The organism is Actinomadura pelletieri DSM 43383 (assembly GCF_003634705.1).
GTDB lineage: Bacteria > Actinomycetota > Actinomycetes > Streptosporangiales > Streptosporangiaceae > Spirillospora > Spirillospora pelletieri.
In genome coordinates this window covers 446,648-473,194 of sequence record NZ_RBWU01000003.1, presented here as the reverse complement: position 1 = coordinate 473,194, position 26,547 = coordinate 446,648, and the positions used below count along the sequence as shown (strand labels likewise).

General features: G+C 73.2%; 26 protein-coding genes. 20 read left to right on the top strand and 6 right to left on the bottom strand.

The genetic code is table 11. The features are described 5' to 3' along the window. Positions 1-31 precede the first annotated feature (31 nt). The gene (locus BZB76_RS15390) at positions 32-712 is read left to right on the top strand and encodes an SDR family oxidoreductase (protein WP_121435050.1); all 681 of its coding nucleotides are present in this window, start codon (positions 32-34) and stop codon (positions 710-712) included. Between the two features lie 15 nt (positions 713-727). On the opposite strand, the gene BZB76_RS15385 is transcribed toward BZB76_RS15390, so the two are convergent. Beyond that, a complete protein-coding gene (locus tag BZB76_RS15385; protein WP_121435049.1) occupies positions 728-2,536 on the bottom strand; it encodes an AMP-dependent synthetase/ligase in 1,809 nt (602 codons plus the stop codon). Between the two features lie 247 nt (positions 2,537-2,783). Here BZB76_RS15385 and BZB76_RS15380 point away from each other — a divergent pair, with 247 nt between their 5' ends. From BZB76_RS15380 to BZB76_RS15355, 6 genes are all read left to right on the top strand, one after another. Further along, the gene (locus tag BZB76_RS15380; RefSeq protein ID WP_121435048.1) at positions 2,784-3,479 is read left to right on the top strand and encodes a copper homeostasis protein CutC; all 696 of its coding nucleotides are present in this window, start codon (positions 2,784-2,786) and stop codon (positions 3,477-3,479) included. A gap of 87 nt (positions 3,480-3,566) precedes the next feature. Continuing rightward, a complete protein-coding gene (locus BZB76_RS15375) occupies positions 3,567-4,334 on the top strand; it encodes a metallophosphoesterase family protein (protein ID WP_121435047.1) in 768 nt (255 codons plus the stop codon). 59 nt (positions 4,335-4,393) lie between these two features. Beyond that, positions 4,394-4,828 (top strand): SRPBCC family protein, encoded by a 435-nt coding sequence (locus tag BZB76_RS15370; protein WP_121435046.1) that lies wholly within the window; start codon positions 4,394-4,396, stop codon positions 4,826-4,828. Between the two features lie 54 nt (positions 4,829-4,882). Next, positions 4,883-5,431, top strand: coding sequence for a hypothetical protein (locus BZB76_RS15365; protein ID WP_121435045.1), 549 nt, complete (start codon positions 4,883-4,885; stop codon positions 5,429-5,431). Positions 5,432-5,477: 46 nt separating this feature from the next. After that, positions 5,478-6,446 (top strand): ROK family glucokinase, encoded by a 969-nt coding sequence (locus BZB76_RS15360; RefSeq protein WP_121435044.1) that lies wholly within the window; start codon positions 5,478-5,480, stop codon positions 6,444-6,446. A 2-nt stretch (positions 6,447-6,448) separates the two neighbouring features. Further along, positions 6,449-7,165 carry an endonuclease/exonuclease/phosphatase family protein gene (locus tag BZB76_RS15355; RefSeq protein WP_121435043.1) on the top strand — a complete coding sequence of 239 codons (717 nt, stop codon included), beginning with the start codon at positions 6,449-6,451 and terminating at the stop codon, positions 7,163-7,165. Here BZB76_RS15355 and BZB76_RS15350 read toward each other — a convergent pair. Next, the gene (locus BZB76_RS15350; protein ID WP_121435042.1) at positions 7,162-8,082 is read right to left on the bottom strand and encodes a hypothetical protein; all 921 of its coding nucleotides are present in this window, start codon (positions 8,080-8,082) and stop codon (positions 7,162-7,164) included. The two genes, BZB76_RS15355 and BZB76_RS15350, sit on opposite strands and share 4 nt — an antisense overlap. Before the next feature lie 237 nt (positions 8,083-8,319). Here BZB76_RS15350 and BZB76_RS15345 point away from each other — a divergent pair, with 237 nt between their 5' ends. The 8 genes from BZB76_RS15345 (at position 8,320) to thiI (ending at position 15,787) form a co-directional block, all read left to right on the top strand. Further along, on the top strand, positions 8,320-9,054 hold the full coding sequence (locus tag BZB76_RS15345; RefSeq protein ID WP_121435497.1) for a lysophospholipid acyltransferase family protein: 735 nt from the start codon (positions 8,320-8,322) through the stop codon (positions 9,052-9,054). A 7-nt stretch (positions 9,055-9,061) separates the two neighbouring features. Continuing rightward, positions 9,062-10,195, top strand: coding sequence for a MacS family sensor histidine kinase (gene macS, locus BZB76_RS15340; protein ID WP_246006962.1), 1,134 nt, complete (start codon positions 9,062-9,064; stop codon positions 10,193-10,195). Positions 10,196-10,245: 50 nt separating this feature from the next. Continuing rightward, positions 10,246-10,941 (top strand): response regulator, encoded by a 696-nt coding sequence (locus BZB76_RS15335; RefSeq protein WP_121435041.1) that lies wholly within the window; start codon positions 10,246-10,248, stop codon positions 10,939-10,941. A gap of 46 nt (positions 10,942-10,987) precedes the next feature. Beyond that, positions 10,988-11,986, top strand: a complete 999-nt coding sequence (locus BZB76_RS15330) for a TIGR04222 domain-containing membrane protein (protein WP_121435040.1) — start codon at positions 10,988-10,990, stop codon at positions 11,984-11,986. Next, positions 11,976-12,806, top strand: a complete 831-nt coding sequence (locus BZB76_RS15325) for an MbnB/TglH/ChrH family RiPP precursor modification enzyme (protein ID WP_121435039.1) — start codon at positions 11,976-11,978, stop codon at positions 12,804-12,806. The genes BZB76_RS15330 and BZB76_RS15325 overlap by 11 nt, the downstream gene beginning before the upstream one ends. Continuing rightward, positions 12,803-13,288: an SCO6045 C-terminal-like domain-containing protein gene (locus BZB76_RS15320; RefSeq protein ID WP_121435038.1), complete on the top strand. Its 486-nt coding sequence runs from the start codon at positions 12,803-12,805 to the stop codon at positions 13,286-13,288. Before BZB76_RS15325 ends, BZB76_RS15320 begins: the two co-directional genes overlap by 4 nt. A gap of 102 nt (positions 13,289-13,390) precedes the next feature. After that, positions 13,391-14,416: a 6-phosphofructokinase gene (locus tag BZB76_RS15315; RefSeq protein WP_121435037.1), complete on the top strand. Its 1,026-nt coding sequence runs from the start codon at positions 13,391-13,393 to the stop codon at positions 14,414-14,416. Positions 14,417-14,539: 123 nt separating this feature from the next. Further along, entirely contained in the window at positions 14,540-15,787 is a 1,248-nt protein-coding gene (thiI, locus tag BZB76_RS15310; RefSeq protein WP_121435036.1) for a tRNA uracil 4-sulfurtransferase ThiI, read from the top strand. 716 nt (positions 15,788-16,503) lie between these two features. Here thiI and BZB76_RS15305 read toward each other — a convergent pair. The 3 genes from BZB76_RS15305 to aroF form a co-directional block, all read right to left on the bottom strand. Beyond that, positions 16,504-17,391, bottom strand: a complete 888-nt coding sequence (locus tag BZB76_RS15305) for a DUF5954 family protein (RefSeq protein ID WP_121435035.1) — start codon at positions 17,389-17,391, stop codon at positions 16,504-16,506. Positions 17,392-17,432: 41 nt separating this feature from the next. Further along, on the bottom strand, positions 17,433-18,371 hold the full coding sequence (locus tag BZB76_RS15300; protein WP_121435034.1) for a DMT family transporter: 939 nt from the start codon (positions 18,369-18,371) through the stop codon (positions 17,433-17,435). 191 nt (positions 18,372-18,562) lie between these two features. Continuing rightward, complete coding sequence (gene aroF / locus BZB76_RS15295) at positions 18,563-19,609, bottom strand: 3-deoxy-7-phosphoheptulonate synthase (RefSeq protein WP_121435033.1); 1,047 nt, start codon at positions 19,607-19,609, stop codon at positions 18,563-18,565. A 282-nt stretch (positions 19,610-19,891) separates the two neighbouring features. Between aroF and BZB76_RS15290 the strand changes: the two genes are divergently transcribed. The 5 genes from BZB76_RS15290 (at position 19,892) to BZB76_RS15270 (ending at position 25,282) form a co-directional block, all read left to right on the top strand. Next, positions 19,892-20,515: a sulfite oxidase-like oxidoreductase gene (locus BZB76_RS15290; protein WP_121435032.1), complete on the top strand. Its 624-nt coding sequence runs from the start codon at positions 19,892-19,894 to the stop codon at positions 20,513-20,515. 233 nt (positions 20,516-20,748) lie between these two features. Continuing rightward, positions 20,749-22,167 carry a histidine kinase gene (locus BZB76_RS15285; RefSeq protein ID WP_121435031.1) on the top strand — a complete coding sequence of 473 codons (1,419 nt, stop codon included), beginning with the start codon at positions 20,749-20,751 and terminating at the stop codon, positions 22,165-22,167. Between the two features lie 76 nt (positions 22,168-22,243). Beyond that, positions 22,244-23,038 carry a LytR/AlgR family response regulator transcription factor gene (locus BZB76_RS15280; protein ID WP_121435030.1) on the top strand — a complete coding sequence of 265 codons (795 nt, stop codon included), beginning with the start codon at positions 22,244-22,246 and terminating at the stop codon, positions 23,036-23,038. After that, on the top strand, positions 23,028-23,576 hold the full coding sequence (locus tag BZB76_RS15275) for a hypothetical protein (RefSeq protein WP_121435029.1): 549 nt from the start codon (positions 23,028-23,030) through the stop codon (positions 23,574-23,576). The genes BZB76_RS15280 and BZB76_RS15275 overlap by 11 nt, the downstream gene beginning before the upstream one ends. Then, the gene (locus BZB76_RS15270) at positions 23,573-25,282 is read left to right on the top strand and encodes a sodium:solute symporter family transporter (protein WP_121435028.1); all 1,710 of its coding nucleotides are present in this window, start codon (positions 23,573-23,575) and stop codon (positions 25,280-25,282) included. Before BZB76_RS15275 ends, BZB76_RS15270 begins: the two co-directional genes overlap by 4 nt. A gap of 418 nt (positions 25,283-25,700) precedes the next feature. Here the strand turns inward: BZB76_RS15270 and BZB76_RS15265 are convergent, their stop codons facing one another. Beyond that, positions 25,701-26,546, bottom strand: a complete 846-nt coding sequence (locus BZB76_RS15265; RefSeq protein WP_121435027.1) for a deoxyribonuclease IV — start codon at positions 26,544-26,546, stop codon at positions 25,701-25,703. Position 26,547 lies beyond the last annotated feature (1 nt).

Here is a 26,547-nt window from a genome sequence, read left to right as displayed (position 1 = left end):
TCCCCGGACGTCCCGCCTCTACGATCACGGTATGGACATCGTGATCGCGGGCGGGCACGGGAAGATCGCGTTGCGGCTGGCGCGGTCGCTGGCCGCGCGGGGTGACACCGTGCGCGGCCTCATCCGCAACCCCGACCACGCCGCGGACGTGCGGGCCGCGGGCGCCGACCCGGTCGTGTGCGACCTGGAGTCCGCGGGCGTCGGCGAGGTCGCCGGGCATCTGACCGGGGCCGACGCCGTCGTGTTCGCGGCCGGAGCCGGGGCGGGCAGCGGCGCCGCGCGCAAGGACACCGTCGACCGCGCCGCCTCGGTGCTGACGGCGGACGCGGCGGAGCGCGCGGGCGTGCGCGACTTCGTCCAGATCTCCGCGATGGGCGCGGGCGAGACTCCCGCGCCGGGCCGCGGCGAGGTCTGGGCGGCCTACCTCAGGGCCAAGGGCGAGGCGGAGGACGACCTGCGCCGCCGCGACGACCTCCACTGGCTGATCCTGCGGCCGGGCCGTCTCACCGACGACCCGCCCACCGGCCTGGTGACCCTCGCCGACCCGCCCATCGGGCACGACGTGGTGACCCGTGACGATGTGGCGGCGGTCATCGTGGCGTTGCTCGACGCGTCCGACGTCCGCCACCGCACGCTCGACCTGCTCAACGGCCCGACCCGCGTCGAAGACGCCGTCGCGGCGTTGCGTCCGGCCCTCGGCGGCGGCCGTTAGGCGGAGCGGAGAGGGTCAGGTGTAGATGGCGTCGATCTCGGCGGCGAAGTCCGTCAGGACGACGTTGCGCTTGACCTTGAGGCTGGGCGTCAGATGACCGGTCTCCTCGGTGAAGTCGACCCCGAGGATGACATGCTTCTTGATCGCCTCGGCGCGGCTGACGGACGTGTTGGCCTCCTCGACCGCGGCGTCGATCTCGGCGACAAGGTCGGGGTCGCGGCGTACCTCGTCCAGCGTCATCTCCGCCGGCTTGTCGTGCTGTTCCTTCCACGGGCCGAGCGCCTCCTCGTCCAGCGTGACGAGCGCGGAGATGAACTTGCGGCCGTCGCCGACGACCAGGCACTGGCTGATCAGCGGGTGGGCGCGGAGCCTGTCCTCCAGCGGGGCGGGCGCGACGTTCTTCCCCGCCGCGGTGACGAGGATTTCTTTCTTCCGTCCGGTGATGCGCAGGAAACCCTCGTCGTCGAGGGAGCCGAGGTCGCCGGTGTGGAACCAGCCGTCCTCCAGGACCTCCTTGCTGGAGGCCTCGTTGTTCCAGTAGCCGCGCATGACGTTGACGCCGCGGACGAGGATCTCTCCGTCTTCGGCGATGCGGACGTCCACGCCCGGAAGGGGTCGGCCCACGGTGCCGATCTTGATTTCGGTGGGACGGTTGACACTGGCGGGCGCGGTCGTCTCGGTGAGGCCGTAACCCTCCAGGATCGTGATGCCGACGCCACGGAAGAAGTGGCCGAGCCGCTCACCGAGCGCGGCGCCGCCGGAGATCGCGTACGCGATCTGCCCGCCGGTCGCGGCGCGCAGCTTCTTGTACACGAGCACGTCGAACAGCTTGTGCTTCAGCTTCACCGCCAGGCCGGGCCCGCCGGTGTCCAGGGCGCGGCTGTAGGCGACGGCGGTCTCCGCCGCCGCCTTGAAGACCTTGCCCTTGCCCGCGGCGGTGGCCTTCTGCTCGGCACCGTTGTAGACCTTCTCGAAGACGCGGGGGACGGCGAGCAGGAACGTCGGCCGGAAGGTGGCGAGGTCGGGCAGCAGGTTCGGGACGTTGCTGTGCCCGAGGACGAGGCCGCCCTCGATGGCGGCGACCTGGACGAACCGGGCGAACACGTGCGCCAGCGGCAGGAACAGCAGCGTCGAGCTGCCGTCGGTGGCGACCTCGGAGATCGCGCCCTGGACCCCGTTGCGGGCGGTCGCCACCAGGTTCCCATGGGTGATCTCGCAGCCCTTGGGGCGTCCGGTGGTGCCGGAGGTGTAGATGAGCGTGGCGACGTCCGCGGCGTTCCGGGAGCGGCGCCGCTTCTCGATCACGTCGTCGTCGACGTCGGCGCCGAGCTCGACGACCTTGTCCACGCCGTCCACCCCGGTGGCGTCGATGCCCCACACCTGGTCGAGGCCCGGGAGCCGGTCGCGGAGCCCCTCGATGGCCGCGACATGAGCGTCCGTCTCGGCGAACACGGCCTTCGCGCCGGAGTCGCTCATGATCCACTCGATCTGCTCGGCGGAGGACGTCTCGTAGATCGGGACGGAGATCGCGCCCGCCGTCCAGATCGCGTAGTCGAGGATCGTCCACTCGTAGCGGGTCTGGGACAGCAGCGCGACCCGGTCGCCGGGCTCGATCCCGGCGGCGACGAGGCCCTTGGCGACCCGGGCGATCTCGGCGGCGAACTCGGCCGCGGTCACGGCGCTCCAGGTGGGCGCGTCGGCGGGGCCGCTCTTGCGCCGTGTCACGATCGTGCCGGGCTCCTCGGCGGCCCGGGTGAACGGAGTGTCGGTCAGGGTGGCGGAGTCGGAGACCTCCACCATCGCGGGGACGCTGAACTCACGCACGGCCTGCTCCTGTGGTCGATCCGTCGAGGTCGGCGGGGAAGTCCGATGGTGGCTTCTCCGATCACGCATGATACCCGTGAGTAGGGGAAATGCCTTGTAGGCCGGGCATGTCGCACGGGCTTCGCGACCGGTCTGTCCGGCGGGTTAACGGCACGGCAAAGACCGCACGCCGCGAGCCGTGGGCGCCCCCCGGTCGCCTACTCTTGAGCCGGTCGCATCGGAACGCGGTCCCCAGGGGGAGATCACCATGTCGCTGCTCGAAGTGATCGCGCTGACCGCCGATGACGCGCGGGCGGCGCAGGACGGCGGCGCCGACCGGCTCGAGGTCGTCGCCGACATGGCCGCCGACGGTCTCACCCCCGATCCCGACGTCGTCGCGGCCGTGCGGAAGGCGACGACCCTGCCGATCCGGGTGATGCTGCGGGCCAACGCCGGGTTCGGGACGTCCGGCGGGGAACTCGACCGGCTGCGCGGCGCCGCCGCCGACCTCGCCGACGCGGGCGCGGACGGGTTCGTCTTCGGGTTCCTCGACGCCTCCGGCCATGTCGACACCGGCGCCACCGGGAAGCTCGCCGCCGACGCGGCCCCGCTGCCCTGGACGTTCCACCGCGCGCTCGACAACTCCGACGACCCCGGCCACGCGTGGGAGGTCGTCCGTGGGCTGGGCGGCGGGCTCGACACCGTGCTCACCGCCGGGTCGGCGCGGGGCGTGGACGCCGGGGTGGACGTGCTCGTCCGGCGTGCCGCCGAGAGCCCCGAGGCCGCGAAGATGATCATGGCCGGGGGTGGGCTGCGGCGCAAGCACGTCGCGGTGCTCGCCGCGGCGGGGATCACCGCGTTCCATGTGGGCACCGCCGTCCGACCGGACGGCGCCTGGGACGCGCCGGTCGACCCGACGCTGGTGCGGGAGTGGCGTTCCCTGGTGTCGGCCGCCGCGGGCTGAACACGCCCGTCCCGTCCCCTGAGCCGCTCGTCGCACCCATGGGCCCCGTTCGTTCTCGCGGGCGATGCGCCCCATTAGAGTCGGTTCATGAGGATCCATGTGGTGAGCGACGTCCATGGCCGGGCGGACGCGCTGCCGGGCGCGGCGGACGGCGCGGACGCGCTCGTCTGCCTCGGCGACCTGATCCTTTTCGTCGACTACGACGACCACGAGCGGGGGATCTTCCCCGAGTTCTTCGGCCGGGACAACGCCGAACGCCTCATCGCGCTGCGCACCGCCCGGCGCTTCGACGAGGCGCGCGAGTTCTCCCGTGGCCTGTGGTCGTCCCTCGACGGTGAGGCGTGGCCGCACATCGAACGCGCCGTCGACCGGCAGTACGCCGAACTGTTCGCGGCCATGCCGACGCCCGCCTACCTCACGTACGGGAACGTCGACGTCCCGCGCATGTGGGGCCCGCATCTGCGCGAGGGGCACCATGTCCTGGACGGCGAGACCACCGAGATCGGCGGCCTGCGGTTCGGGTTCGTCGGCGGCGGCCTGCGCACCGAGTACCGCACCCCCTACGAGGTGGACGATGACGTGTACGCCGCCAAGGTCGCCGCGCTCGGCGAGGTGGACGTGCTGTGCTCCCACATCCCGCCCGCCGTCCCGGAACTGCTGTACGACACGGTGGCGCGCCGGTTCGAGCGGGGCAGCGAGGCGATCCTCGACGCGATCCACCGGACGCAACCGATGTACGTGCTGTTCGGGCACGTCCACCAGCCGCTCGCGGGCCGCACCCGCATCGGCCGCACCGAATGCGTGAACGTGGGTCATTTCCGTGCCCGCGGCGTGCCGTACGTGCTGACGGTGTGAAAGATACTTCTCTAGGACCGGGCCCGAGCGGGGCCCTCACGAGCCGGAGGGAGGCGCAGATGGCGGACCGTACGCGTTCCTCCATCACGGTCGAGGCCGGAAAGGCCGAGATCATGGCGGTGATCGCCGACCTGGAGGCGTATCCGGAGTGGGCGAACGGCATCCGCGGCTGCACCGTCCAGGAGACCGGCGCGGACGGCCGGGCGTCCCGGGCCAAGGTGACGTTCGACGGCGGCCCGGTCAGCGACACCGTGGGCCTCGCCTACACCTGGGAGGACGACGACCGGGTGACGTGGGAGCTGGTCGAGGCGGGCTCCGTCGTCACCGGGCTGCACGGCTCCTACACCCTGGACGTCCGGGGCTCCTCCACCGAGGTGGTCTACGAACTCGCCGTGGACGTCCGGATCCCGCTGCCCGGCCTGGTGAAGCGACAGGCCGAGAAGCGGATCGTCGGCTCCGCGCTCAAAGGTCTCAAGCGCCATGTGGAGAGCTGACCACCCCCACGGGAGCGATACCGTTCACGCCGACGACGGATGGAAGATGGAGTCATGAGCGACCAGCCGGGAGACGTCCTGGACGAGGCGGCCAAGCTCGTCGACACGCTGATCAGGCGTGTCGGCGAGGTCACGGGCGGCGGCCGGGACCGCCGCACCGACCGGCACACCGACCGGGAGGGCGCCGCGGGCGACGGCGACGTGTGGAGCCGCGTGACGGCGGAACAGCCGACCGACGCGACGGGCGCCTCCGACACGGCGAGCACCCCCGACGCGGCGAGCGCCTCCGGCACGGCGAGCACCTCCGGACCGGAGGGCGCGCCCGTGTGCCGTGGCTGCCCCATCTGCCGGGCGAAGGCGATCAGGCGGGAGACGGGCGGCGACCTCGGCCGGCACCTGCACGACGCCGGGCGCTCGCTGCTCGCCGCCGCGCTGGACGTCGTCGCCGCGTTCGACCGGACCGCGACCGGCCGGACGGGACGGGACCGTCCCCCGGAGGCGTCGGCACGCCCGTCGGCGGGTAGGTCCGAGCGGTCGGACCGCCGCGAGAAGGGCGAGCCGTGGTCCGCCGCCACCGGCGGCGACCCCACTGACATCGGGTAGTGCGGCACCGGGCCCCAGCCGGCCGCGCGAAGAGGAGGAAGCGTACATGGCCCTGACCATCGGCGTGGATGTGGGCGGCACCAAGGTCGCCGCCGGGGTCGTCGACGACCGGGGGACCATTCTGGAGAAGGTCCGTCGGCCCACTCCCTCGACCAACCCCAAGGAGACCGCCGAGACCATCGCCGAGGTCGTCGACCTGCTGAAGGGCAAGTTCGAAGAGGTGTCGGCGGTCGGCCTCGGCACCGCCGGGTTCGTCGACGAGGACCGCTCCAACGTGCTGTTCGCCCCCAACCTGGCGTGGCGCGAAGAGCCGATCAAGGAGAAGGTCGAGAGCCTGGTCGGACTGCCGGTCGTCGTGGAGAACGACGGCAACGCCACGGCCTGGGGCGAGGCGAGGTTCGGCGCGGGACGCGGCGAGAACTTCCTCGTGCTGGTCGCCCTCGGCACCGGCATCGGCGGCGGCATCATCATCAACGGCGAGCTGTACCGGGGCCGGTTCGGCATCGGCGCCGAGATGGGCCACTTCCGGGTCGTCCCGGACGGCCGCCGCTGCGGCTGCGGCAACCGCGGTTGTTGGGAGCAGTACGCCAGCGGCAACGCCCTGGTCCACGAGGCCCGCGACCTGGCCCGTGTGGCGCCCGCGATGGCCGGACGGCTCCTGGAGCTCGGCGACGGGCGCCCGGAGGGCATCAGCGGCCCCGAGGTGTCGCAGGCGGCCCGCGAGGGCGACAAGGCGGCCCTGGAATGCTTCCGGACCATCGCGCACTGGGCGGGCCAGGGGCTCGCCGACCTCAGCGCGATCCTCGACCCGGGCGCGTTCATCATCGGCGGCGGCCTCTCCGACGCGGGCGACCTGCTCCTCGACCCGATCCGCGCCGCGTTCGAGGACGCCCTGACGGGCCGCGGCCACCGCCCGCTGCCCGACATCCGCATCGCCGAACTGGGCTCGGCGGCCGGGATCGTCGGCGCGGCCGACCTGGCCCGCGTCCGCCCCCTCCAGGACGTCGTCGTCTAGCCGTGCCGTCCGTCCGCGTGCTGAGCTACAACATCCGGTCGCTGCGCGACGACCCCGCCGCCGTGGCCCGGGTGGTCCGCGCCCTCGACCCGGACGTCGCGTGCCTGCAGGAGGTTCCGCGGTTCTGGACATGGCGGCTGCAACGCCGCCGCCTCGCCCGCGCGTGCGGGCTGGACATCGCGGCGGGACGGCGGGCCTGCGGGCTCGCCGTCCTCACCGCGCCGCGCGTGCGCCGGCTGGCGCGGGCGTTCCAGCTGCTCACCCCCGAGCCCGAGCTGCACCGCCGCGCCGTGGCGAGCGCGGTGCTGGAGGTCGGCGGGGCCCGCCTCGTCGCGGCGTCCACCCATCTGGACCTGCGGGACGGGCCACGGCTCCGGCACGTCCGGGAGATCCTCGACCACCTCGACCGGGTCCGCGACCGGCACCGGGCGCCGGTCGTCCTCGCGGGCGACATCAACGAGGAACCCGGCGGCGCGTCCTGGGACGTGCTCACCGGCCGTTTCCGGGACGCGTACGCGGTCGCGCCGAGCGGCGACGCGTCGACCTTCTCGGCCCGCGACCCGCGCAGGCGCATCGACGCCGTCTTCGCCGACCCTGCGGTGGGCGTCACCGCGTGCGGGGTGCCGACCGGGGACGACGCCCTCACCGCCGACTACCCGAAGGCCACCGACCACCGTCCGCTGCTCGCCGTCCTGGACGTGCCCGCGACGAAGATCTAGACGACGGCTCCGTCGTCGGGGTCGCGCGGCTCGTCGCCCATGCGCAGGACGAGGGTGACGAAGCCGCCGATGAAGGCGGCGACGGCGAGGAAGGCCGCCCAGCCGGGCACCTCCCAGTCGAGCACGACGGTGATCAGCAGGTAGATCGGCCCGCCGACGAGCGCGATCCAGGCGCCCTTGGTGAGCGGGTCGGCGCTGGGCAGCGGCGGGGGAGGGGGCGGGACGTAGTGGCCCTCGTCGTCGGGATCCGGCGGGAACTCGGCGGTGTCGGCGGGCTTGATGACGCGGGCGCGGGGGAGTCGGCCGGTGCGGTCGTCCCCCTCCTCCGGCGGGTCGGCGGGCTCGGAGACGTTCTCCTCGTCCGGCCAGGGGGTCTCGTCGCCGTCGGGCGTGGAGTCGAACCCCGCGACGATCTCGGCCCAGATCGCGTCCTCGTCGCGTTCGGCGGCGCCGCCGTCACCGTCCTTGACGGGTTTGGCGTCCTTGACGGGCTTGGTGGGCGCCTCCGCCTCTGCGGTCCCGCGGGACTCGGCGGCGTGCATCTCCCCGCCGTGCGCCTCCCCGTGCACCTCGCCGTGCGCCTCGGCGACGTCGGCGTCGGAGCGGTCGGACTCGGAGCCGCGGGCGGACGCGTCGCGCAGCCGGGCGAGATGGGCGCGCAGGATGCCCTCCGCCGTGGGCTTCATGTCGACGTCGACGTACAGCCGGTCGAGGACGTCACCGGCGATGCCGCCGGGCGGCTCGGGCCGCTCCGGCACCGGTGGGTCGGCCGGTTCGCCCAGCTCGGTGGGCGAGGTCGCGTAGGCCGCCACCCCGGCCTCGCCGAGCGCCGTCAGCAGCGCGTCGGCGAGATGGGGCGCGAGGTCGACCAGAGGGGCGTAGGTGTTCGCTGACAGTCCATTGCCACGGCGATTCACGGGGCCGGCTCCTTCGATGACTCCGGCGTGACCGACCGCACCGGCATGACGGCCTCCGCTCCCTCATCGACATGTGAAACGTGTGTCCCACGGTATTCGCTGCGCCGCCCGGGACAAGACCCCGGGCGTACCCGATTCAGAATTACGCCTCAGAGCCTACGTTCATTCCGCGGCACCCGGCGACGGCCCGTCCGGCCGGTAGAGCGGGGGCGGCCGCGGGGTGGGAAGATGTCCCGCATGCTCTGGTTCTGGATCCTGCTCAGGGTCGTCCTCTCGCCCATCCTGTACCTCGGCTGGTGGCCGCGGAACCGGGGGATGAAGAACGTCCCGAAGCGAGGTCCGGCGCTGCTGGTGAGCAACCACCTGTCGTTCGCCGACCACTTCTTCGGGCCGCTGCCGCTGCTGCGCCCGATCTACTTCATCGGCAAGGGCGAGTACTTCACCGGCAAGGGGATCAAGGGGCTGATCAGCAAGGGCTTCTTCACCGGCGTCGGCGTGGTGCCGGTGGACCGGACGGGCGGCCCGGCGGGCGAGGCGGCGCTGCGCACGGGGCTGCGGATCCTCGCGGAGGGCAAGCTGCTCGGCATCTACCCCGAGGGCACCCGCGCGCCCGACCACCGGCTGTACCGCGGCAAGACGGGCGTGGCGCGGCTGGCGCTCAAGTCCCGGGTCCCGGTGATCCCGATGGCGATGATCAACACGTTCGAGCTGATGCCGCCGGGCAAGCCGCTGCCGCGGCTCGGGGTGCGGCCCGGCGTGCGCTTCGGCGAGCCGCTGGACTTCTCCCGCTTCTACGGCCGCGAGGACGACCGGGAGGTCCTGCGGGAGGTCACCGACGAGATCATGGCGGCGATCCGGGAGCTGTCGGGCCAGGAGTACGTCGACCGTTACGCCGCCGAGGTGAAGGCGGAGCTGGCCGGGAAGCCGGTGCGGCCGGTCGAGGACGACGGAGGGTTGACCGACGCTGGCTGATCGCGGTGTGCGGGCGGGCCCGGGGCTGGAGTCCGCGCTGTGGCGGGCGCTGGCGGTCTACCGCGTTCTGACCTTGGGGTATGCCGCCGTCCTGATCGTCATGAACGTCGACGGCTACGCCCGTCCCGCCGGCGGTTGGGCCGTCCTCGCCGGCATGGCCGCCTGGACGGCGTTCACGGTGCCCGCCTTCACGGGGGCGCGGCGGCGAAGATGGCCACTGCTGGTCGCCGATCTCGTCGTCGCGTCCGGGTGCCTGCTCGCGACGGCGTGGGTGGAGACGCCGGAGAACCTCGCGGACGGCCGTCCGACGCTGCCGGTGTCGTGGGTGGCGGCGGCGGTCATGTCCTGGGCGGTGGCGGGCGGGCGGCGGCTCGGCGTCGCCGCCGCGCTCGTGCTGTCGGCCGCCCACCTGCTGGTCCACGCGCTCGCCGGGACGGTCGGCGAGATCGGCCTGGCGACGTTCAACGGCATCGTGCTGCTGCTCCTCGCGGGCCTCGTCGGCGGGCACGTCGTCCGGCTGGCGCTGGACGCGGAGGCGCGGCTGGCGCGGGCCGTGGAGCTGGAGTCGGCCACCCGGGAACGGGAGCGGCTCGCCCGCCGCATCCACGACTCGGTGCTCCAGGTGCTGGCGATGGTCCGTCGCCGCGGCGACGAACTCGGCGGCGCGGCCGCGGACCTCGGACGGCTCGCGGGCGAGCAGGAGGCGGCGCTGCGGGCCCTCATCGCCACCGGGCCCGACTCCGCCGCCGCGGACGAGGTCGATCTCCGTGTGCCGCTGAACCGGCACGCGTCCCCGTCGGTCACGGTCTCGACGCCCGCGACCGGGGTGCCGCTGCCCGGCCGTGTCGCCCGGGAGATCGACGCGGCGGTGACGGCGGCGCTGGACAACGTCCGGCGCCACTGCGGCGACGGCGTCCGCGCGTGGATCCTCCTGGAGGACGGCGACGGAGAGGTCACGGTCAGCGTCCGCGACGACGGCCCCGGCATCCCCGCCGGGCGCCTGGCGGAGGCGGCGGCGGACGGCCGGCTCGGCGTCGCGCAGTCCATCCAGGGCCGCGTCCGCGACCTCGGCGGCACGGTCGCGATCTCCACCGCCGACGGCGCGGGCACCGAGATCGAGATGACCGTCCCCCGACCCTGACCGCGCCGCGTCCTAGGGTGTGACCCGTGAGCGACGTTCCCCTCAAAGTCATGGTCGTGGACGACCATCCGATGTGGCGCGACGCGGTCGCCCGGGACCTCGCCGAGGCCGGTCACGAGGTGGTCGCGACCGTGGGCGAGGGCCGCGCCGCCGTCCGTGTCGCCGCCGCGACACGTCCCCAGGTCGCCGTCGTCGACCTTCAGCTTCCCGACATCAGCGGCGTCGAGGTGACCCGCCGGCTGGTCGCCGCCGACCCGCCCGCCCGCGTCCTGGTGCTGTCGGCGAGCGGCGAGCAGCAGGACGTCCTGGACGCCGTCAAGGCGGGCGCCACCGGGTACCTGCTCAAGTCCGCGGCGCGGGAGGAGTTCCTGGACGCGGTCCGCCGCACCGGCGCGGGCGACGCCGTGTTCACGCCCGGCCTCGCCGGACTCGTCCTCGGCGAGTACCGCAGGCTCGCCACCGGGAAGGGCGCCGGAGACGGCGAAGGCGCCCGCGCGGACGACGACGCCCCGCGCCTGACCGGACGCGAGACGGAGGTCCTGCGGCTCGTCGCCAAGGGCCTGACGTACAAGCAGATCGCGGAACGGCTCGTCCTGTCCCACCGGACGGTGCAGAACCACGTGCAGAACACGCTGCGCAAACTCCAGCTCCACAACCGCGTCGAACTCGTCCGTTACGCCATCGAGCGGGGCCTCGACGAGGAGAACATCCGTGGCGGAAACCGTGACGGGGGACACGGCGTCTGATCGCCGAGCGCCCGATCATCGAAGGCGTATCAGACGGGAGAACACCATGGCCGACGCCTTATTGGGACTCGCACTCTTCGCGGGCCATGTCGCCGCAGGGATCGTCCTGCTCAGGTTCCTGCGGAACGCGTGGGCGGACGTGACCAACGGCCACGCCCCGACCCATGACCTGCATCCGTACGAGGTCGCCTATCTGCACGGCGACCGGCGGCACGCGGTCGCCACGGCGATCGCGGCGCTGCGGCTCGACGGCTTCGTCGACGCCCACGCCGACGGCCGGTTGACGGCGACCAAGCCGTCCACCGCCGACCAGCGCGCCGCGGGCGCGCCGCTGGACGCGGCGATCTATATGGCGCTCTTTGGCGGCCTGGCCTGGACGGTCCACCAACTGAACAACGAGAAGGGCGTCAGGGACGCGCTCGACCGGCTCCACGACGGGCTCGTCGCGGAGGGCGCGCTGATCGGTCCGAACTACTGGCGCGCCTGGCGGACCTCCTGGTTGCTCCGCCTGGCGTGGACGGCGCTCGGCCTCCTGCTCTACTTCGCCGACTTCTTCCAAGGCTTCCCGGAGTTCCTGCTTCCGTTGGCGGCCATGCTCGCCGTCAACGTGATCGGGAAGCGCCTGCTCCGTGCCCGCTGGCCCTTGACGGTGGAGGGCGAACGCTTCGTCGAGCGGAGCAGGACCTCGAACGCCCACCTCAATCCGGCGCACAAGCCCTCGTACGCCGATCTCGACCCGCAGTCGGCGCTGCTGGGCATCGCGGTGTTCGGACCGGTGGCGTTGATGGCGTACGACCCCGTGTTCGTCCAGACCATCGGGCTCGGCCGCTACGTCGGGACGACCAGGTTCCCCACCCCCATGCCCGTCGGCACGTCCTGTGCGAGCGTCTACGTGGTGTGCTCGACCGTTTCCTGCGGGGCCGGCGGTTCCTCGTGCGGGAGCAGCAGCAGCTCGTGTGGGGGCGGCAGCTCGTGCGGGAGCAGCAGCGGCAGCTCGTGCGGGAGCAGCAGCGGCAGCTCGTGCGGAGGCGGCGGTGGTTTCTGACGTCACCGTTTTGGAACTCGGGGTCGGCGTCGGCTGGCGTCCCGAGATCGCGGGATTCGTCGAGGCGCTGCCCGGCCTGCGCTTCACCGAGGTGATCGCCGAGTCCGTCCATCCGGAGCGTCCCGCACCCGACCTGGCGGCCCTGCGCGACTGCGGCGTGACGATCGTCCCGCACGGCGTGAAGCTCTCCCTCGGCGGCGCCGAGCCGGTGGCCGCCGACCGGGTCGCGCACCTCGCCGCGTGCGCCGAGGCCCTGAAGGCGCCGCTGGTGAGCGAGCACGTCGCGTTCGTCCGGGCGGGCGGGATCGAGGCCGGTCACCTGCTGCCGGTCCCGCGGACACGGGCCTCGTTGGACGTCCTCACCGCCAACATCCGCCGGACCAGGGCGGAACTGCCCGTCCCGCTGGCCGTCGAGCCCATCGCCACGCTCTTCGACTGGCCGGACGCCGAGTACACCGAGGCCGACTTCCTTACCGAACTGCTGGACCGCACCGGCGCCCTCCTCCTGCTGGACGTCGCCAACGTGTACGCCAACGCGCGCAACCGCGGCGAGGACCCCCTCGCCCTCCTCGACCGCCTGCCGCTCGACCGTGTCGCGTACTGCCACGTCGCCGGCGGTTCCGAGGCGGGCGGGCGGTACCACGACACGCATGCCGCCGCCGTCCCGTCCGAGGTCCTGGACCTGGTCGCCGAGCTGTGCGCCAGGCACCGGCCGCCGGGGTTCCTCCTGGAACGCGACGGCCACTACCCGCCCGTCGACGAGCTGCGGGCCGAGCTGGACGCCATCGCCGCCGCCTCCGGATTCCCGGCGGTCACATGAGCGAACTTTTCGACACCGAACTGGCGGCCGCGCAGGGGGCCCTCGTCCGGGCCCTGGCCGCGGGTGGACCCCTGCCCGAGGGGTTCGACGCCGACGCGGTCCGGGCGACCGCGCGCGGCATCCTCGCCAAACGGGCCGGTGAGGTCGCCCGCGCCTGGCCGCTGCTCGCCGGCTCGTACGGCGCGTCCTGGACGGCGACGTTCGCCGGCTGGGCGGCCGAACGTCCGACCCGGGGATCCTTCCGGGACGGCTGGGACCTCGCGCGGGCCCGGCGCGCCGAACTCACCGCCGAGGCGGCACGGGAACTGGCGCTCGTCGAGGCCCGCTGGTCCTACGACGGCGCGTCGCCGCCCCGGCCGCGCCGGGCGGCCGTTAGGCGGGTGCCGGGCGGGGTGGCGCTGGTCGTCCGCGGACGGATCCGCGTGATCGGTGGGGACCCCGCGCGACGACCCCACGGCAACGGCTATGGTCTAGACCAATGAGGGCGCGCCGGGTCCCCGGCGAATGCCCCGTGCCGTCCTGCCCGGACGGCTAGTCTGAGGTGTGAAGACCGAGGGAGGAGCCCGGTGGCAGAAGGAGAAGGCATGCGCGTCGGAGTGCTGACCGGAGGCGGTGACTGCCCCGGCCTGAACGCGGTCATCCGCGCGGTCGTGCGCAAGGGCGTCCAGGTCTTCGGCTACGAGTTCGTGGGCTTCCGCGCCGGGTGGCGCGGTCCCCTCGAAGGCGACACCGTGGCCCTCGACGTCCAGGCCGTGCGCGGGATCCTGCCGCGCGGCGGAACGATCCTCGGTTCGTCCCGGACGAACCCGATCAAGGTCGAGGGCGGGGTCGAGCGGATCAAGGACAATCTCGCCGGCCTCGGCGTGGACGCGCTGATCGCCATCGGCGGCGAGGACACCCTCGGCGTCGCCCGGGAGCTGTACGCCCAGGGCGTCAAGGTCGTCGGCGTGCCGAAGACGATCGACAACGACCTCAACGCCACCGACTACACCTTCGGCTTCGACACCGCGGTGAACATCGGCATGGAGGCCGTCGACCGGCTGCACACCACCGCCGAGAGCCACCACCGCGCCCTGATCTGCGAGGTCATGGGGCGGCACGCGGGCTGGATCGCGCTGCACGTCGGCATGGCCGCGGGCGCCAACGTCATCCTCATCCCCGAGCGGCCCTTCGACATCGAGAAGGTCTGCCAGTACGTCGAGAGCCGGTTCAAGACCCGCTACGCGCCGATCATCGTGGTGTCCGAGGGCGCCCACCCCATCGACGGGCAGATGCGCTTGCAGACCGGCGAGCGGGACGCGTTCGGGCACGTCCGGCTCGGCGGCATCGGCCAGCTCCTGGCCGACGAGATCGAGAAGCGCACCGGCAAGGAGGCCCGCGCCACCGTGCTCGGGCACATCCAGCGCGGCGGCACGCCCACCGCGTTCGACCGCGTCCTCGCCACCCGCTTCGGCCTCCAGGCCATCGACGCCGTCAAGGACGGCGACTACGGCAAGATGGTCGCGCTCAAGGGCACCGACATCATCCGGGTCGGTCTCGACGAGGCCACCAAGGAGCTGAAGACCGTCCCGCTGGAGCGTTACTCCGAGGCCGAGGTCTTCTTCGGCTGAGCGGGCGTCTCCGACCGACCGGCCCTCCGGGCGGGAACACGCTGACCGAGTCGCGGTGTTGCTCAGTCTGAGCCACACTGGAGTTCCACCCCTCGGACCTTGTTCCCGCCAGGAGGACCACGCATGACCACGCTCGACACCGCGGCGGCGGACGTCCGCGAACAGTCGCCCGTCGCGGGCGAGCCGTGTGTGCTGCTCAAACTCGGCGAGGTCGTCCTCAAGGGCAAGAACCGCGAGCAGTTCGAACGCCGCCTCGCCGACAACGTGCGCGCCGCCGTCCGGCCCATCGCCCGGGTCGACGTGATCCGGCGGCACGGCGTGTTCATCGTCCGCAAACACGACGCCGACCTCGTCACCATGGACCGGGTCGCGCAGCGGATCACCGACGTCATGGGCATCGTGTGGGCGCACCGGGCCTGGCGCGTCGGCAAGGACCTCGCCAGCGTCGAACAGGCCGCGCTCGAACTCATGGACGGCCGCACCGGCGCGTTCGCCGTCCGGTCCCGCCGCCGCGACAAGCGGTTCCCGATGACCTCCACCGAACTCGACCGGCACATCGGCACCCTCCTCACCGCCAGGTACGGGCAGCCCGTCCGGCTCAAGGACCCCGAGCACACCCTGTCGATCGAGGTCGACCGCGACGAGGTGTTCGTCTACTCCGGTGGGCTGCCCGGCCAGGGCGGCCTGCCCGTCGGCATGAGCGGCCGCGCCCTCGTGCTGATGTCCGGCGGCATCGACTCGCCCGTCGCCGCGTACCGGATGATGCGCCGCGGCCTGCGCGTCGACTACCTGCACTTCTCCGGCATGCCCTTCACCGGCCCCGAGTCGATCTACAAGGCGTACGCGCTGGTCCGCGAGCTGGACAAGTTCCAGGGCGGCTCCCGGCTGTTCGTCGTCCCGTTCGGCAAGGCGCAGCAGCAGATCAAGTCGTCCGGCGCCGACCGGCTCGCCGTGGTCGCGCAGCGCCGGCTGATGCTGCGCACCGGCGAGCTGCTCGCCCGCCGCCTGCGCGGCGGCGCACTGATCACCGGCGACGCGCTCGGTCAGGTGTCGAGCCAGACGCTCGCCAACATCACCGCGCTGGACGACGCCGTCGAGCTGCCGATCCTGCGGCCCCTCGTCGGCATGGACAAGGTCGAGATCATGGACCAGGCCCGCCGGATCCGCACCCTGACGATCTCCGAGCTGCCGGACGAGGACTGTTGCACGGTCCTGGCGCCCCGCCGCGCCGAGACCAGGGCGAAGATCGACGACCTGCGCCAGATCGAGAAGCGCCTGGACGTCGGTGAACTGGCCGAACAACTCGTGGAATCCGTCCAGGAACACCGCCCCGCCTACGCCGACCCGGCCACGCCCCCAAACGCGCGCTGACGCCGCTCCGAAGCGACCTCACCCCCACACGCGAAGCGACACACGTTCGCCCACCCCCGCTCCCGCAGCAAGCCACAAGACGAGCGCAGTGGGCCGGTCCTCCCACAAACACAACAACCTCAACCCGCACGCAAACGCGTCACCCGCCCGGTGCAGCGCCGCCGAAGGCGAGCGAAACCTGCCGGATCGCGAACCGATGCGCGTTCGCCCAGTCCCGGTCGCGTAGCGGTCCGCTAGGCGAGCGCAGTGTTCCGGTCTTGGTATCAACACAGCGACCTCAGCCCCGCGCGCGAACGCGTGACCTGCCCGGTGCAGCGCCGCCGAAGGCGTGCGAAACCTGCCGGATCGCGAAGCGATGCGCGTTCGCCCAGGGACGGTCACGTAGCGAGCCGGGCCTGTAGTAACACAGCCCCGCGCGCGAACGCGTGACCCGCCTGGTGCAGCGCTGCCGAACGCGTGCGAAACCTGGCGAATCGCGAAGCGATGCGCGTTCGCCCAGGGACGGTCACGTAGCGAACCGTTAGGCGAGCGCAGTGGGGCGGTCCTGCAATAAGTACAGCGACCTCAGCCCCGCGCGCGAACGCGTGACCTGCCCGATGTAGCGATGCCGAAGGCGAGCGGAGTCGGGCAGATCGCGAAGCGATGCCGCGTTCGCCCCAGGAACGGTCACGTAGCGAGCCGCCAGGCGAGCGCAGTGGGCCGTGCCTGCAATAAACTCAGCGCGCGTCGAAGTCGGTCGGGCGCGGGGGTTCGGGGCCGTCCGGGCCCATCAGCGTGACGCGTTCGATGCGGACGATGCGGAACCGGCGGCCGGCGACGGCGATGCCGTTGCGGCGCGTCTCGTCCTCCATCAGCGCCGCGGCCTCCGCGAACTGGGCGACGTCCGTCGAGGCGGGGCTCTCCACGGCGGGGACCACGTGCCGGAAGTAGGTGACCAGGGAGTCGCGGGCCTGCTGCGGGGCGTCGTGCAGCCGCCCGACCGGACGCCAGCGGCGCTCGCCCCGTTCCGCGACGGTGAACGCGGGCGCCAACGCGACCGGCGTGGAAACACCGGACGGCTCGCCGCCCGCCGCCGCGTTCAGCACCTGGCTCAGCAGCTCGGCGATCGCGACGTCGGAGGCCGGGCCGTTCTCGGGCAGCAGGTCGTAGGGGCGCGTGGAGCGATGGCCGCGGGGCCGCGGGTCGAGGTCGGTCGGGCGGGGCGGCTCGGGACCGTCCGGGCCGGTGCGGACGAGTTGTTCGATCCGCACGATCCGGAACCGCCGCCCGGCCGCGATCACCTCGTCGGCGGCCTCCTCCTGCAGCGTCCGCGCCGCGACGGTGAGCCGGCGGGCCTCCTCCGCGTTCGCCAGGGCCGCCCGGTCATCCAGATGGACGGCCAGGAGTTCGCGTGCGCCCTGCGGCAGCGGGTCGCACGGGCACACGATCTGCCAGCCGCCGGGGACGCGCTCGGCCGCGGTGAACAGCGCGCCCAGCACCACGAGTTCCGGGTAGGCGGAGACGGCGCGGCACGCGTCGGCCAGCATCACCGCGGCGACCGGGTCGACGCCTTCGAGATCCTCCGGGAACAGCCGCCCCCCGGCGTCACCATCGCCCGATGTCATGGCGGCCATCCTCGCCCCGCGCGCGTCCCCGGGCCAATGGTTCAGACCAATTTGTTACCGGGCTGTGCACGTTCGGCTGCTTTCCGCCGCCGAACGGGCGCGACGAGGACGACCAGACTCACCGCCACCAGCCCGAGACCGCCGAGCGCGATCGGGCCGAGACGTTCGTCCAGCAGCGCGATGCCCAGCACCGCCGCCACGGCCGGTTCCGCCAGCGTCAGCGTCGTCGCCGTGGTGGCGGGCGTCGTGCGCAGGCCGCGCGCGAACAGCAGGTAGCCGCCGCCGGTGGTGACCACGCCCAGGTAGAGCGCGATCAGCGCGCCCGGCGCCGTGGCCAGCCAGCCCGTGGGCTGGGTCAGCAGGACCGGGACGAGGGGGACGGCCGCCGCCCCGAACAGCGCCCCGGCGACGGCCCGGTCCTCCTCGCCCCGGGTGATGAGGACGGACGCGACCGTCGCGTACACCGCGTACGACAGCCCGGACAGTAGCGCCAGCGCGATCCCGGCGGGGTCGGCGCCCGCGTCCCGGCCGCCGCCCACGAGGAGTGCGCAGCCGGCGACGGCGCCGGCGGTCGCCAGGGCCCAGCGGCCGCCCGGCGCCGACCGCCTGACCACCAGCCCGATCGCGCCGGTGAACGCGGGCGCGCTGCCGATCGTGACGACGGTGGCTATGGCGACGCCGGTGCGTCCGGCGGCGACGAAGAACGCCGTCTGGTACAGGGCGATCGTGACCGCGCCGGCGCCGACGAGTGGCACGTTGCGGCGGTCGCGGAACAGGTGGCGCAGCCCGGCGCCGCGCCGGGAGGCCGCGGCGAGCGCGAACAGGACCAGCCCGCCGACGACGACACGGATCGCGGCGACCGAGAACGCCGACGAGCCGTCCGCGAAGGTGCGGACGGTACCGGTGGTGCCCCACAGGGACGCCGCGAACAGGATGTGGAGGCCGCCGCGCCGGGCGCGGGCGGCCGTGTGCTGTGACACGAGGAGTGACTCCTGGACTCGAATTCGGAGAGGGGATCCGGATTCGGGGCGCAGGAGGACACCGGCCGGGCGCGCAGCGCGCCGGGCCGCCGTCTCAGGACTCGGTCAGCGAGTGCGGTCGCCGCGCCCCGTGCGGGGCGCGGGCGGGCCGCAGTTGGGGGTCCAGTACTCCATGGTGGGAACGATACCGATCAGGCGGGCACGGCGTCGGGGTCGGTCGCCCGGGTGAGGGCGCGGCCGACGATCGGCGGCAGGTCGCGGACGAGCTTGGCGAGTTCGCGCAGGTCGCCGTCCACAAGGGCCTGCGGGCCGTCGCACAGCGCCGTCTCCGGGTGCGGATGCACATCGATGATCACGCCGTCGGCGCCGACGGCGATCGCGGCGCGGGTCAGCGGCAGGACGAGGTCGCGGCTGCCGCCCGAGTGGGACGGGTCCACGATCACCGGCAGGTGGGAGAGGCGCTGCGCCACCGGCACCGCGGAGATGTCCAGGGTGTTGCGGGTGGCCTTCTCGAACGTGCGGATGCCGCGCTCGCACAGCACGATGTCGAGGTTGCCGCGCTGCGCCACGTACTCGGCGGCCATCAGCCACTCCTCGATCGTCCCGCTCATCCCGCGCTTCAACATGACCGGCTTGCCGGACTCGCCCGCGGCCTGGAGCAGCGCGAAGTTCTGCGCGTTGCGGGTGCCGATCTGGAGCATGTCGGCGTAGGAGGCGACGAGGTCGACGTCGGCGGCGTCCACCACCTCGGTGACGACCGGCATGCCCGTCTCCTCCCGCACGTCCGCGAGGATGCGCAGCCCGGCCTCACCGAGGCCCTGGAACGCGTACGGGGACGTCCGCGGCTTGAACGCGCCGCCGCGCAGCAGCGTCGCCCCGGCCGCCTGCGCCATCTGCGCGGCGCCGAGGGTCTGCTCGGGCGTCTCCACGGCGCATGGCCCGGCGATCAGCGTCATGGTCCCCGGGCCGATCGGCACGCCGCCGACCCGCACGACCGACCGTTCGGCGTGGTTCTCCCGGCTGACAAGCTTGTGCGGTGCGGAGATGCGCAGGACGTCGTGGACGCCGCGCAGCGCCCGCAGATTCAGCGAACCGAACTGCTGGACGTCGCCGACGAGCCCGACGATGGTCCGCTCCACGCCGCGGCTCACGAAAGCCTCACCCCCCGCCATCTCGACCAGCGAGACGACGGCCTCGATGTCCGCTTCGTTGGCCTCCGGGGCCATGACGACGACCATGGGTGTTGCCTCTCTCGTTCGCGCGGGGTCCCTGGTGGACCCCGCGAACATGCCCTGAAGACGACGGAAGCCCCGGGCCAGTGCGGCCCGGGGCTTCTCGTCAGGTGGTCTGTCAGCGCAACGTCCGGCAGACCAGCCGCCCGGGCTGGTCGAACCAAAAGAAATAGACGACGTTGCGCACGGACTCAGCTTAACCGGTCCGGCTCCGCGCCGACACCGCGCGGTCCCCGCGCGCACCCCGAATATGGCTCACCTCACGCCGGATGGCAGGATGGCCGCGTCATGTCCCACCCCGAACAGCCCGCACCGCCGCCCGGCGATCTGCCGCCCGGCCAGTACGTCCCCCGGGGCTGGCCGGTCCTGCACTACGGCCCCGTCCCGAAGTTCCGGCCCGACGACTGGGACTTCCGCGTCTTCGGCGCCACGGAGTCGGGGGAGCAGTACCGCTGGTCATGGGACGAGTTCGACGCGCTGCCCAAGTCCACCGCCGTCGGCGACTTCCACTGCGTGACGAAGTTCACGATCCCCGACAACGAGTGGGCGGGCGTCGCGGGCTCGGCGATGGTGGAGCTGGCGCCGCCCGCGCCGGACGTGACGCACGTGATGGTCTGGGCCGAGTACGGCTACAGCGCCAACATCCGGATGAGCGACTTCCTCGCCGACGGGACGATGTTCGCCACCCATCGCGACGGCGAGCGGCTCACCCCCGACCACGGGTTCCCGCTGCGTATCGTCGTCCCGCACCTGTACGCGTGGAAGAGCGTGAAGTGGGTGCGGGGCGTGGAGTACCTGGTGAAGGACCGCCGCGGATTCTGGGAGGAACGCGGCTACCACAACGTCGCCGACCCCTGGCGGGAGCAGCGCTACTCCTACCAGGAGGACGAGGGCGAGTCCCCACCGCTGTGACCGGGCCGCCGTGACCGGCCGCTGCGATCGGGCCGCCGTGACCTGTCGCTGCGATCGGGCTGCGGTAATCGGGCCGCCGTGACCTGTCGCCGTGACCTGTCGCCGTGACCTGTCGCCGTGACCGGCCGCTGTGACCGGCCGTCCGCCGCCACCGCGGATGTGGCCCAGCCGAGACCATCGTAAATGGGCAACACACTGACCCGCGGGGGCGACAGACGTTACCGTACGTTTCCATGGTCCTACCGTCCGTCGCCGCGGTCGTGGGGTGCGCCACGACCGCCTGCGCCGCCGCGGGGGCGTGGGCGCTGCGCCGGAGGCTCGGACTGCCCCGCGACCTTCGACGCGACCTCCCGCGCGGCTTCCCGCGCCCGCGCGGCCTGCTGCGCGGTCTTCCGCGCGGCCGGGCCCGCGGCCTGCCGCGCCGGGCGCCCGGTGACGCGGCCGAGAAGGCGACGTTCGCGGCGCTGCACCTGATCGCGCGGGCGTCGCCGCCGCTGCGCGGCGGGCTGACCGAGGACTCCGCCCGCACCGCCGCCCGGCGGCTGCGGCCGCTGCTCGGCGCCGAGGCCGTCGCGCTCGTGGGGGTGCTGCCGCCGGAGGAGGGGTTCGACGCCCCCGGGGTCCCCGGCGACGGTGAGTCCGGGCACGTCCCGGCGATGCCGAGGTTGCTGGCGTGGGACGGCGCGGGCCGCGGCGCCCACGCGCCCCGGGCCGTCCGGGACGCCCTGCCCGTGCTCGCCTCGGGCCGCCCCCGGGTCGTCGCCCCCGAGCTGCTCGGCTGCCGCGATCCGCGGTGCCCCGTCCAGGTGGCGATGGTCGCGCCGCTGACCGTCGAGGGGCACGTCGAGGGGGCGATGACGGTGTACTGGCGGACACCGTCCACGGCCAGGGTCCGGGCGGTCGGCGAGGCGGCCCGGCTCGTCACCGGCCAGCTCGAACTCGCCGGGCTCGACGACACCCGCCTCCGGCTCGCCGAGGCCGAACTGCGGGCCCTGCGCGCCCAGATCTCCCCGCACTTCGTGTACAACTCGCTGACGACGATCGCCTCGTTCGTCCGCACCGACCCCGAACGCGCCCGCGCGCTGCTGCTCGACTTCGCCGACTTCGCCCGGTACTCGTTCCGCAACCCGCGCGACTTCACCACCCTCGCCGACGAGCTTCGCTCCATCGACCGGTACCTGCTGCTGGAGCGCGCCAGGTTCGGCGACCGGCTGAAGGTCCGGGTCGAGATCGCGCCCGAGGTGCTGCCCGTCGCGGTGCCCTTCCTCGCGTTGCAGCCGCTCGTCGAGAACGCCGTCCGGCACGGCATGGCCGACGCGGGCGGGGTGTTCCACATCTCGATCGTGGCGCGCGACTCCGGCGCCGAGGCCGCGATCAGCGTCGAGGACGACGGTGTCGGCATGGACCCCGAGCGGCTCCGGGAGATCCTTTCCGCGCCGCTCGGGCGCCCGGGGCCGGTCGGCTGGGGGAGCGTCGCGGCCCGCGCGCGGCGCGGCGACTGCGGCGCCGGCATCGGCCTCGCGAACGTCGACGAGCGGATGCGCCAGGTCTACGGGGACGAGTACGGGCTGACCGTCGAGACCGCGCTCGGCGCCGGGACCAAGGTGAGTTTACGCGTCCCGAAGTACCGTCCCGGCGTGTTTCCGGACTGATCCGTGCCGCCGCGACACGCCACTCACTTTTCGGAACCGATTGCGGACAGACGGTAATCGCGGCAAAGTCGCCCTCATGCTTCACGTCCTGGCCGTCGACGACGAACGTCCCGCCCTGGAGGAACTGACCTACCTGCTCCGCAAGGATCCGCGGGTCGGCCGGGTCAGCCGCGCGGGCGACGCCTCGTCCGCGCTGCGCGACCTGAGCCGCATGCTCGTCGAGGGCGAACGCCTCGACGCCGTCTTCCTGGACATCCGCATGCCCGGTCTCGACGGGCTCGACTTCACCCGCCTGCTCACCGGCTTCGCCGCGCCCCCGCACGTCGTGTTCGTGACCGCGCACGACGACTGCGCCGTCACCGCCTTCGAACTCGGCGCGCTCGACTACCTGCTGAAGCCCGTCCGCCCGGAACGGCTCGCCGAGTCGGTGCGGCGCGTCGTCGGGGCCGTCGGACGGGCGGTGCCGCCGCCCGCGCAGGCCCGCGACCCCGACGACGAGATGATCCCCGTCGAACTCGGCGGACGGACGCGGCTCGTGTCCCGCCGCGCGGTCACCTACGTGGAGGCGCAGGGCGACTACGTCCGGCTGCACACCGCCGACGGCGGCTACCTCGTCCGCATGCCGCTGTCGGCGCTGACCAGACGGTGGGAGGCCGCCGGGTTCATCCGGATCCACCGCAGCACCCTCGTCGCCGCCGCGCACATCACGGAGGTCCGGTTCGACGGTGGCCGCGCCGCCGTCCAGATCGGCGACGAGCTTCTGCAGGTCAGCCGCCGCCACACCCGTGAGGTGCGGGAACGGCTGGTCCGCCGGTTCCACCAGCCGGACGGTACGGACGACGGCTCGGGAGGCGCGCCCGATGAACGGTGAACGCCGGACGGTGGTCTCCGGCAGGGTCCGCGCGCGGACCTCCGCGGACGCGGCGCCGCCGCCCGGGGCCCGCTCCGCCGACGACCGGGCCGGGGCGCCCGAACCGCCCGGAACCGAGCCACAGGACCCCGATCCCCTTCATACCGACCCCGACTGTTCGGGGGAGTGCGGGTGGACGGCTCCGCACGGTGACCCGCACCGGAACCTTCACGGAGACCTTCACGGGGACCTTCACGGAGACCTTCACGGGGACCTCCACGGTGAACCGTCGGGGCGTGCCGAGGTCTCCGCCCTGATCCGTGCCCAGTTGCGCATCGCCCTCGGGACCCTCGCGATCGTGCTGGCCGTGGTGGCGGGGCTGCCGGCGCTGCTCGCCCTCGTCCCCGCCGTCGCGCGGGCGCGGCTCGGCGGCGTCCCGCTGAGCTGGGTCGTCCTGCTCATCGCCGTCCAGCCCGTCTGGGTCGCGGTGTCGCTACGGCAGCTGAGACGTGCCGAGCGGGCGGAACGCGAGTTGACGAGGCCGGTGGACGGTCCGTGACCGCCGCCGCGGCGCTCGTCGCGCTGGTCGCGGTGCTGGCGGCGACGTCCGTCCACGGGGTCCGCAGCCGCCGCTCCGCCGGAACCGCCGCCGACTTCCTGGTCGCCTCCCGCGGTGTCACGCCCTGGTGGAACGCGTCGGCGATCGGCGGCGAGTACATCTCCGCCGCCGCGATCCTCGGCTCCGCCGGGCTGGTGCTCGCCTACGGCGCCGACATGCTGTGGTTTCCCATCGCCGCGACCGCCGGGTTCGTCCTGCTGCTGGCCTTCGTCACCGCGCCGCTGCGCCGGTCCGGCGCCTACACGGTGCCCGACTTCGCCGAATGGCGGCTCGGTTCCCGGGCCGTCCGGCGCATCGTCACCGGCTGCGTCTGCTTCGTCGGCTGGTTCTACCTGCTGCCGCAGTTCCAGGGTGCCGGGGTGACGTTGCGGGTCCTGACCGGCGCGCCCATCTGGACGGGATGGGCGGTCATCGTCGTCGTCGCGTTGCTGCTCGCCGCGTCCGGTGGGATGCGCGGGGTCACCGCCGTGCAGGCCGTCCAGTTCTGGGTGAAGCTGGTCGCCGTGGCCGTGCCCGCGGTCGTCCTGCTGAGCGTGTGGAACCTCGGAGACGGACACGACCCGGCCGCCGGAGACCCGCCGCATTTCGGGCCCACGACTCGGGTGCAGGTCAGCACCGACGTCGTCGTCACCGTCCCCGCCGCCGTCACGGTCACCGCGCGAGGGCGGGTGGACGGCGTCCGCCACCACGGCGACCTCGTGCCGCTCCGGCCCGGCAGGCACACCATCGGCGCGGGAACCGGCCTGGTGTTCCCCGCGGGCGCGGCGGTCCCGCACGCCGAGGGGCTGCCCGTCCAGGACGGAGCGACCTGGACGACGCCGTTCGGGCGCGACCGTCCCCACGGCCTGTTCCACACCTACTCCGCGCTGCTCGGCGTCCTCCTCGGCACGATGGGCCTGCCGCACGTCCTCATGCGCTTCTACACCAGCGCCAGCGGAGCGTCGGCCCGCCGCACCGCCGCGTTCGTGCCCGCCCTGCTGGCTCTGTTCTACGTGTTCCCCACCCTCTACGGGATGCTGGGCCGCCTCTACGCCCCCGAACTGCTGATGACCGGCGACACCGACGCGACCGTCCTGACCCTGCCGCAGCGGATGCTGCCCGGCCCCGGCGGCGCGCTGCTCACCGGCCTCATCGCCGCTGGGGCGTTCGCCGCGTTCATCTCCACGTCCTGCGGGGTCGTGGTGGCCCTCGCCGGGACGATCTCGCAGAGCACCCGCCGCAGGGGTGGCATCGCCGCGTTCCGCGCCGGCGCCGTGCTCGCCGTGGCCGCGCCGCTCGCCGTCCTGCCGAAGATCGGCTCGCACGGCGCGGCCGACCTGGTCACGCTGGCCCTGTCCGTCTCGGCGTGCTCCCTGTGCCCGCTGCTCGTCCTCGGCATCTGGTGGCGGGGGCTGACCGCCGCAGGTGCCGCCGCAGGGCTGCTCACCGGCGGGAGCCTCGCCGTCGCCGCAGGGCTCGCCCGCCTGTTCGCCGCCCCCTGGACGGGCTGGACCATGACCGTACTCGCCCAGCCCACCGCCGTCGCCGCCCCCGCGGCCTGCCTCGTCATGGTCGCCGTGTCGCTGCTGACCCGCCGCCGTGTCCCGCGCCGCGCCCACCGCGCGCTGATGAGACTGCACCTGCCCGACGGCAGGGTCGCCCGCTGACCGCCCGCGGACCGTCGACCGGCGCGTCCACCACGCCGTGGACCGTTCCCGCCGACCGTTCGTCCCGCCGAACCGACCGCTCATCGGACGACTACTCTACGCACATCTCCGACTACCTACCGCTCATCGAGGCCCGCGTTTCCAGGTGCATTGACGGAGGCATCACACCCCTAGAGTTCTCAGTGGCACCAACGACCACAACCGCCCCCGGAGGGGCGGGCGGCCGGATCACGCCGCGAGAACCTCCCACAAAAGCAAATCCGGAGATCCGGCGCACGCCGGATCGGAGTCGCTGGATCCCGTACCGGGGGGGTGGGATCCGGTGACCTGTGGCTCGGGCGTCGCGGAACAGTCGGGGGGTTGTTCAGCGGCGCCCGAGTCGACTTTCGCGCATGTCGCCCCGGCCCTCCGCGGAAGGTCAGAGGGCGTCGCGGAGGCGTTTGAGGGTGGCGATGTCCTTGGCGTGGGGCTCGGGGGCGCGACCCGGGGTCTCGATGAGGAACGGCACACCCGTCACGGCGGGGTGCCGGAAGAGGTCCGCGAAGGCCTGTTCGCCGATCCGGCCCGCGCCGATGTTCTCGTGACGGTCCCTGCCGGACGCGCACGGGTCCTTGGAGTCGTTGGCGTGGACGAGTCTCAGCCGCCCCTCCCCGACCGTGGCGACCAGCGCGTCGAGGGTCTCCTTGACGCCACCGGGTGCCGCGAGGTCGTGACCGGCGGCGAAGGCGTGGCAGGTGTCGAAGCAGACGCCCAGCTTCGGATGATGCTCCAGCCGGTCGAAGAACGGGCCCAGCTCCTGCACTCTCGCGCAGAGCATGTTGTTCTGGCCGGCCATGGGTTCCAGGAGGAGGTCCGGGCCGTCGTCGGGGATCTCCTCGAGGAGCGGGAGGACGTGCTCGCGGACCTGGGACATGGCCTGGTCATAGGTCTGGGAGACCGAGGAGCCGGTGTGCACCACCACGCCGCGGGCGCCGATCGCGTGCCCGCGGGTCAGGGAGTGACGGATCGCCGCGACCGACCTGGCCAGGGTGTCGGGGGTGGGCGAGCCGACGTTGACCAGGTACGGGGTGTGCACGTAGACGGGGACGTCGGTGCGGGCGCGCAGCTTCTCGTCCTCGGCGGGCCTGCCCGCGGGAAGCGCCCAGCCGCGCGGGTTGGCCACGAAGACCTGGACGGCCTCCGCGCCGATCTCGGCGGCGTACTTCAGGCCGCCGGTGGCGAGGCCACCGGCCACGGGGACGTGCGCGCCGACCGGGTTTCCCATG

Bases quoted from the DNA above. Each gene is read 5' to 3' on its own strand.
- BZB76_RS15375 (WP_121435047.1), top strand. From the start codon at position 3,567: ATGAGGATCCATGTGGTGAGCGACGTCCATGGCCGGGCGGACGCGCTG.
- BZB76_RS15265 (WP_121435027.1), bottom strand. From the start codon at position 26,546: ATGGGAAACCCGGTCGGCGCGCACGTCCCCGTGGCCGGTGGCCTCGCC.
- BZB76_RS15280 (WP_121435030.1), top strand. From the start codon at position 22,244: ATGCTTCACGTCCTGGCCGTCGACGACGAACGTCCCGCCCTGGAGGAA.
- BZB76_RS15330 (WP_121435040.1), top strand. From the start codon at position 10,988: ATGGCCGACGCCTTATTGGGACTCGCACTCTTCGCGGGCCATGTCGCC.
- BZB76_RS15345 (WP_121435497.1), top strand. From the start codon at position 8,320: ATGCTCTGGTTCTGGATCCTGCTCAGGGTCGTCCTCTCGCCCATCCTG.
- BZB76_RS15335 (WP_121435041.1), top strand. From the start codon at position 10,246: ATGGTCGTGGACGACCATCCGATGTGGCGCGACGCGGTCGCCCGGGAC.
- BZB76_RS15315 (WP_121435037.1), top strand. From the start codon at position 13,391: ATGCGCGTCGGAGTGCTGACCGGAGGCGGTGACTGCCCCGGCCTGAAC.
- BZB76_RS15305 (WP_121435035.1), bottom strand. From the start codon at position 17,391: ATGACATCGGGCGATGGTGACGCCGGGGGGCGGCTGTTCCCGGAGGAT.
- BZB76_RS15285 (WP_121435031.1), top strand. From the start codon at position 20,749: ATGGTCCTACCGTCCGTCGCCGCGGTCGTGGGGTGCGCCACGACCGCC.
- BZB76_RS15365 (WP_121435045.1), top strand. From the start codon at position 4,883: ATGAGCGACCAGCCGGGAGACGTCCTGGACGAGGCGGCCAAGCTCGTC.
- BZB76_RS15290 (WP_121435032.1), top strand. From the start codon at position 19,892: ATGTCCCACCCCGAACAGCCCGCACCGCCGCCCGGCGATCTGCCGCCC.
- aroF (WP_121435033.1), bottom strand. From the start codon at position 19,609: ATGGTCGTCGTCATGGCCCCGGAGGCCAACGAAGCGGACATCGAGGCC.
- BZB76_RS15360 (WP_121435044.1), top strand. From the start codon at position 5,478: ATGGCCCTGACCATCGGCGTGGATGTGGGCGGCACCAAGGTCGCCGCC.
- BZB76_RS15320 (WP_121435038.1), top strand. From the start codon at position 12,803: ATGAGCGAACTTTTCGACACCGAACTGGCGGCCGCGCAGGGGGCCCTC.
- thiI (WP_121435036.1), top strand. From the start codon at position 14,540: ATGACCACGCTCGACACCGCGGCGGCGGACGTCCGCGAACAGTCGCCC.
- BZB76_RS15380 (WP_121435048.1), top strand. From the start codon at position 2,784: ATGTCGCTGCTCGAAGTGATCGCGCTGACCGCCGATGACGCGCGGGCG.
- BZB76_RS15275 (WP_121435029.1), top strand. From the start codon at position 23,028: ATGAACGGTGAACGCCGGACGGTGGTCTCCGGCAGGGTCCGCGCGCGG.
- BZB76_RS15390 (WP_121435050.1), top strand. From the start codon at position 32: ATGGACATCGTGATCGCGGGCGGGCACGGGAAGATCGCGTTGCGGCTG.
- BZB76_RS15370 (WP_121435046.1), top strand. From the start codon at position 4,394: ATGGCGGACCGTACGCGTTCCTCCATCACGGTCGAGGCCGGAAAGGCC.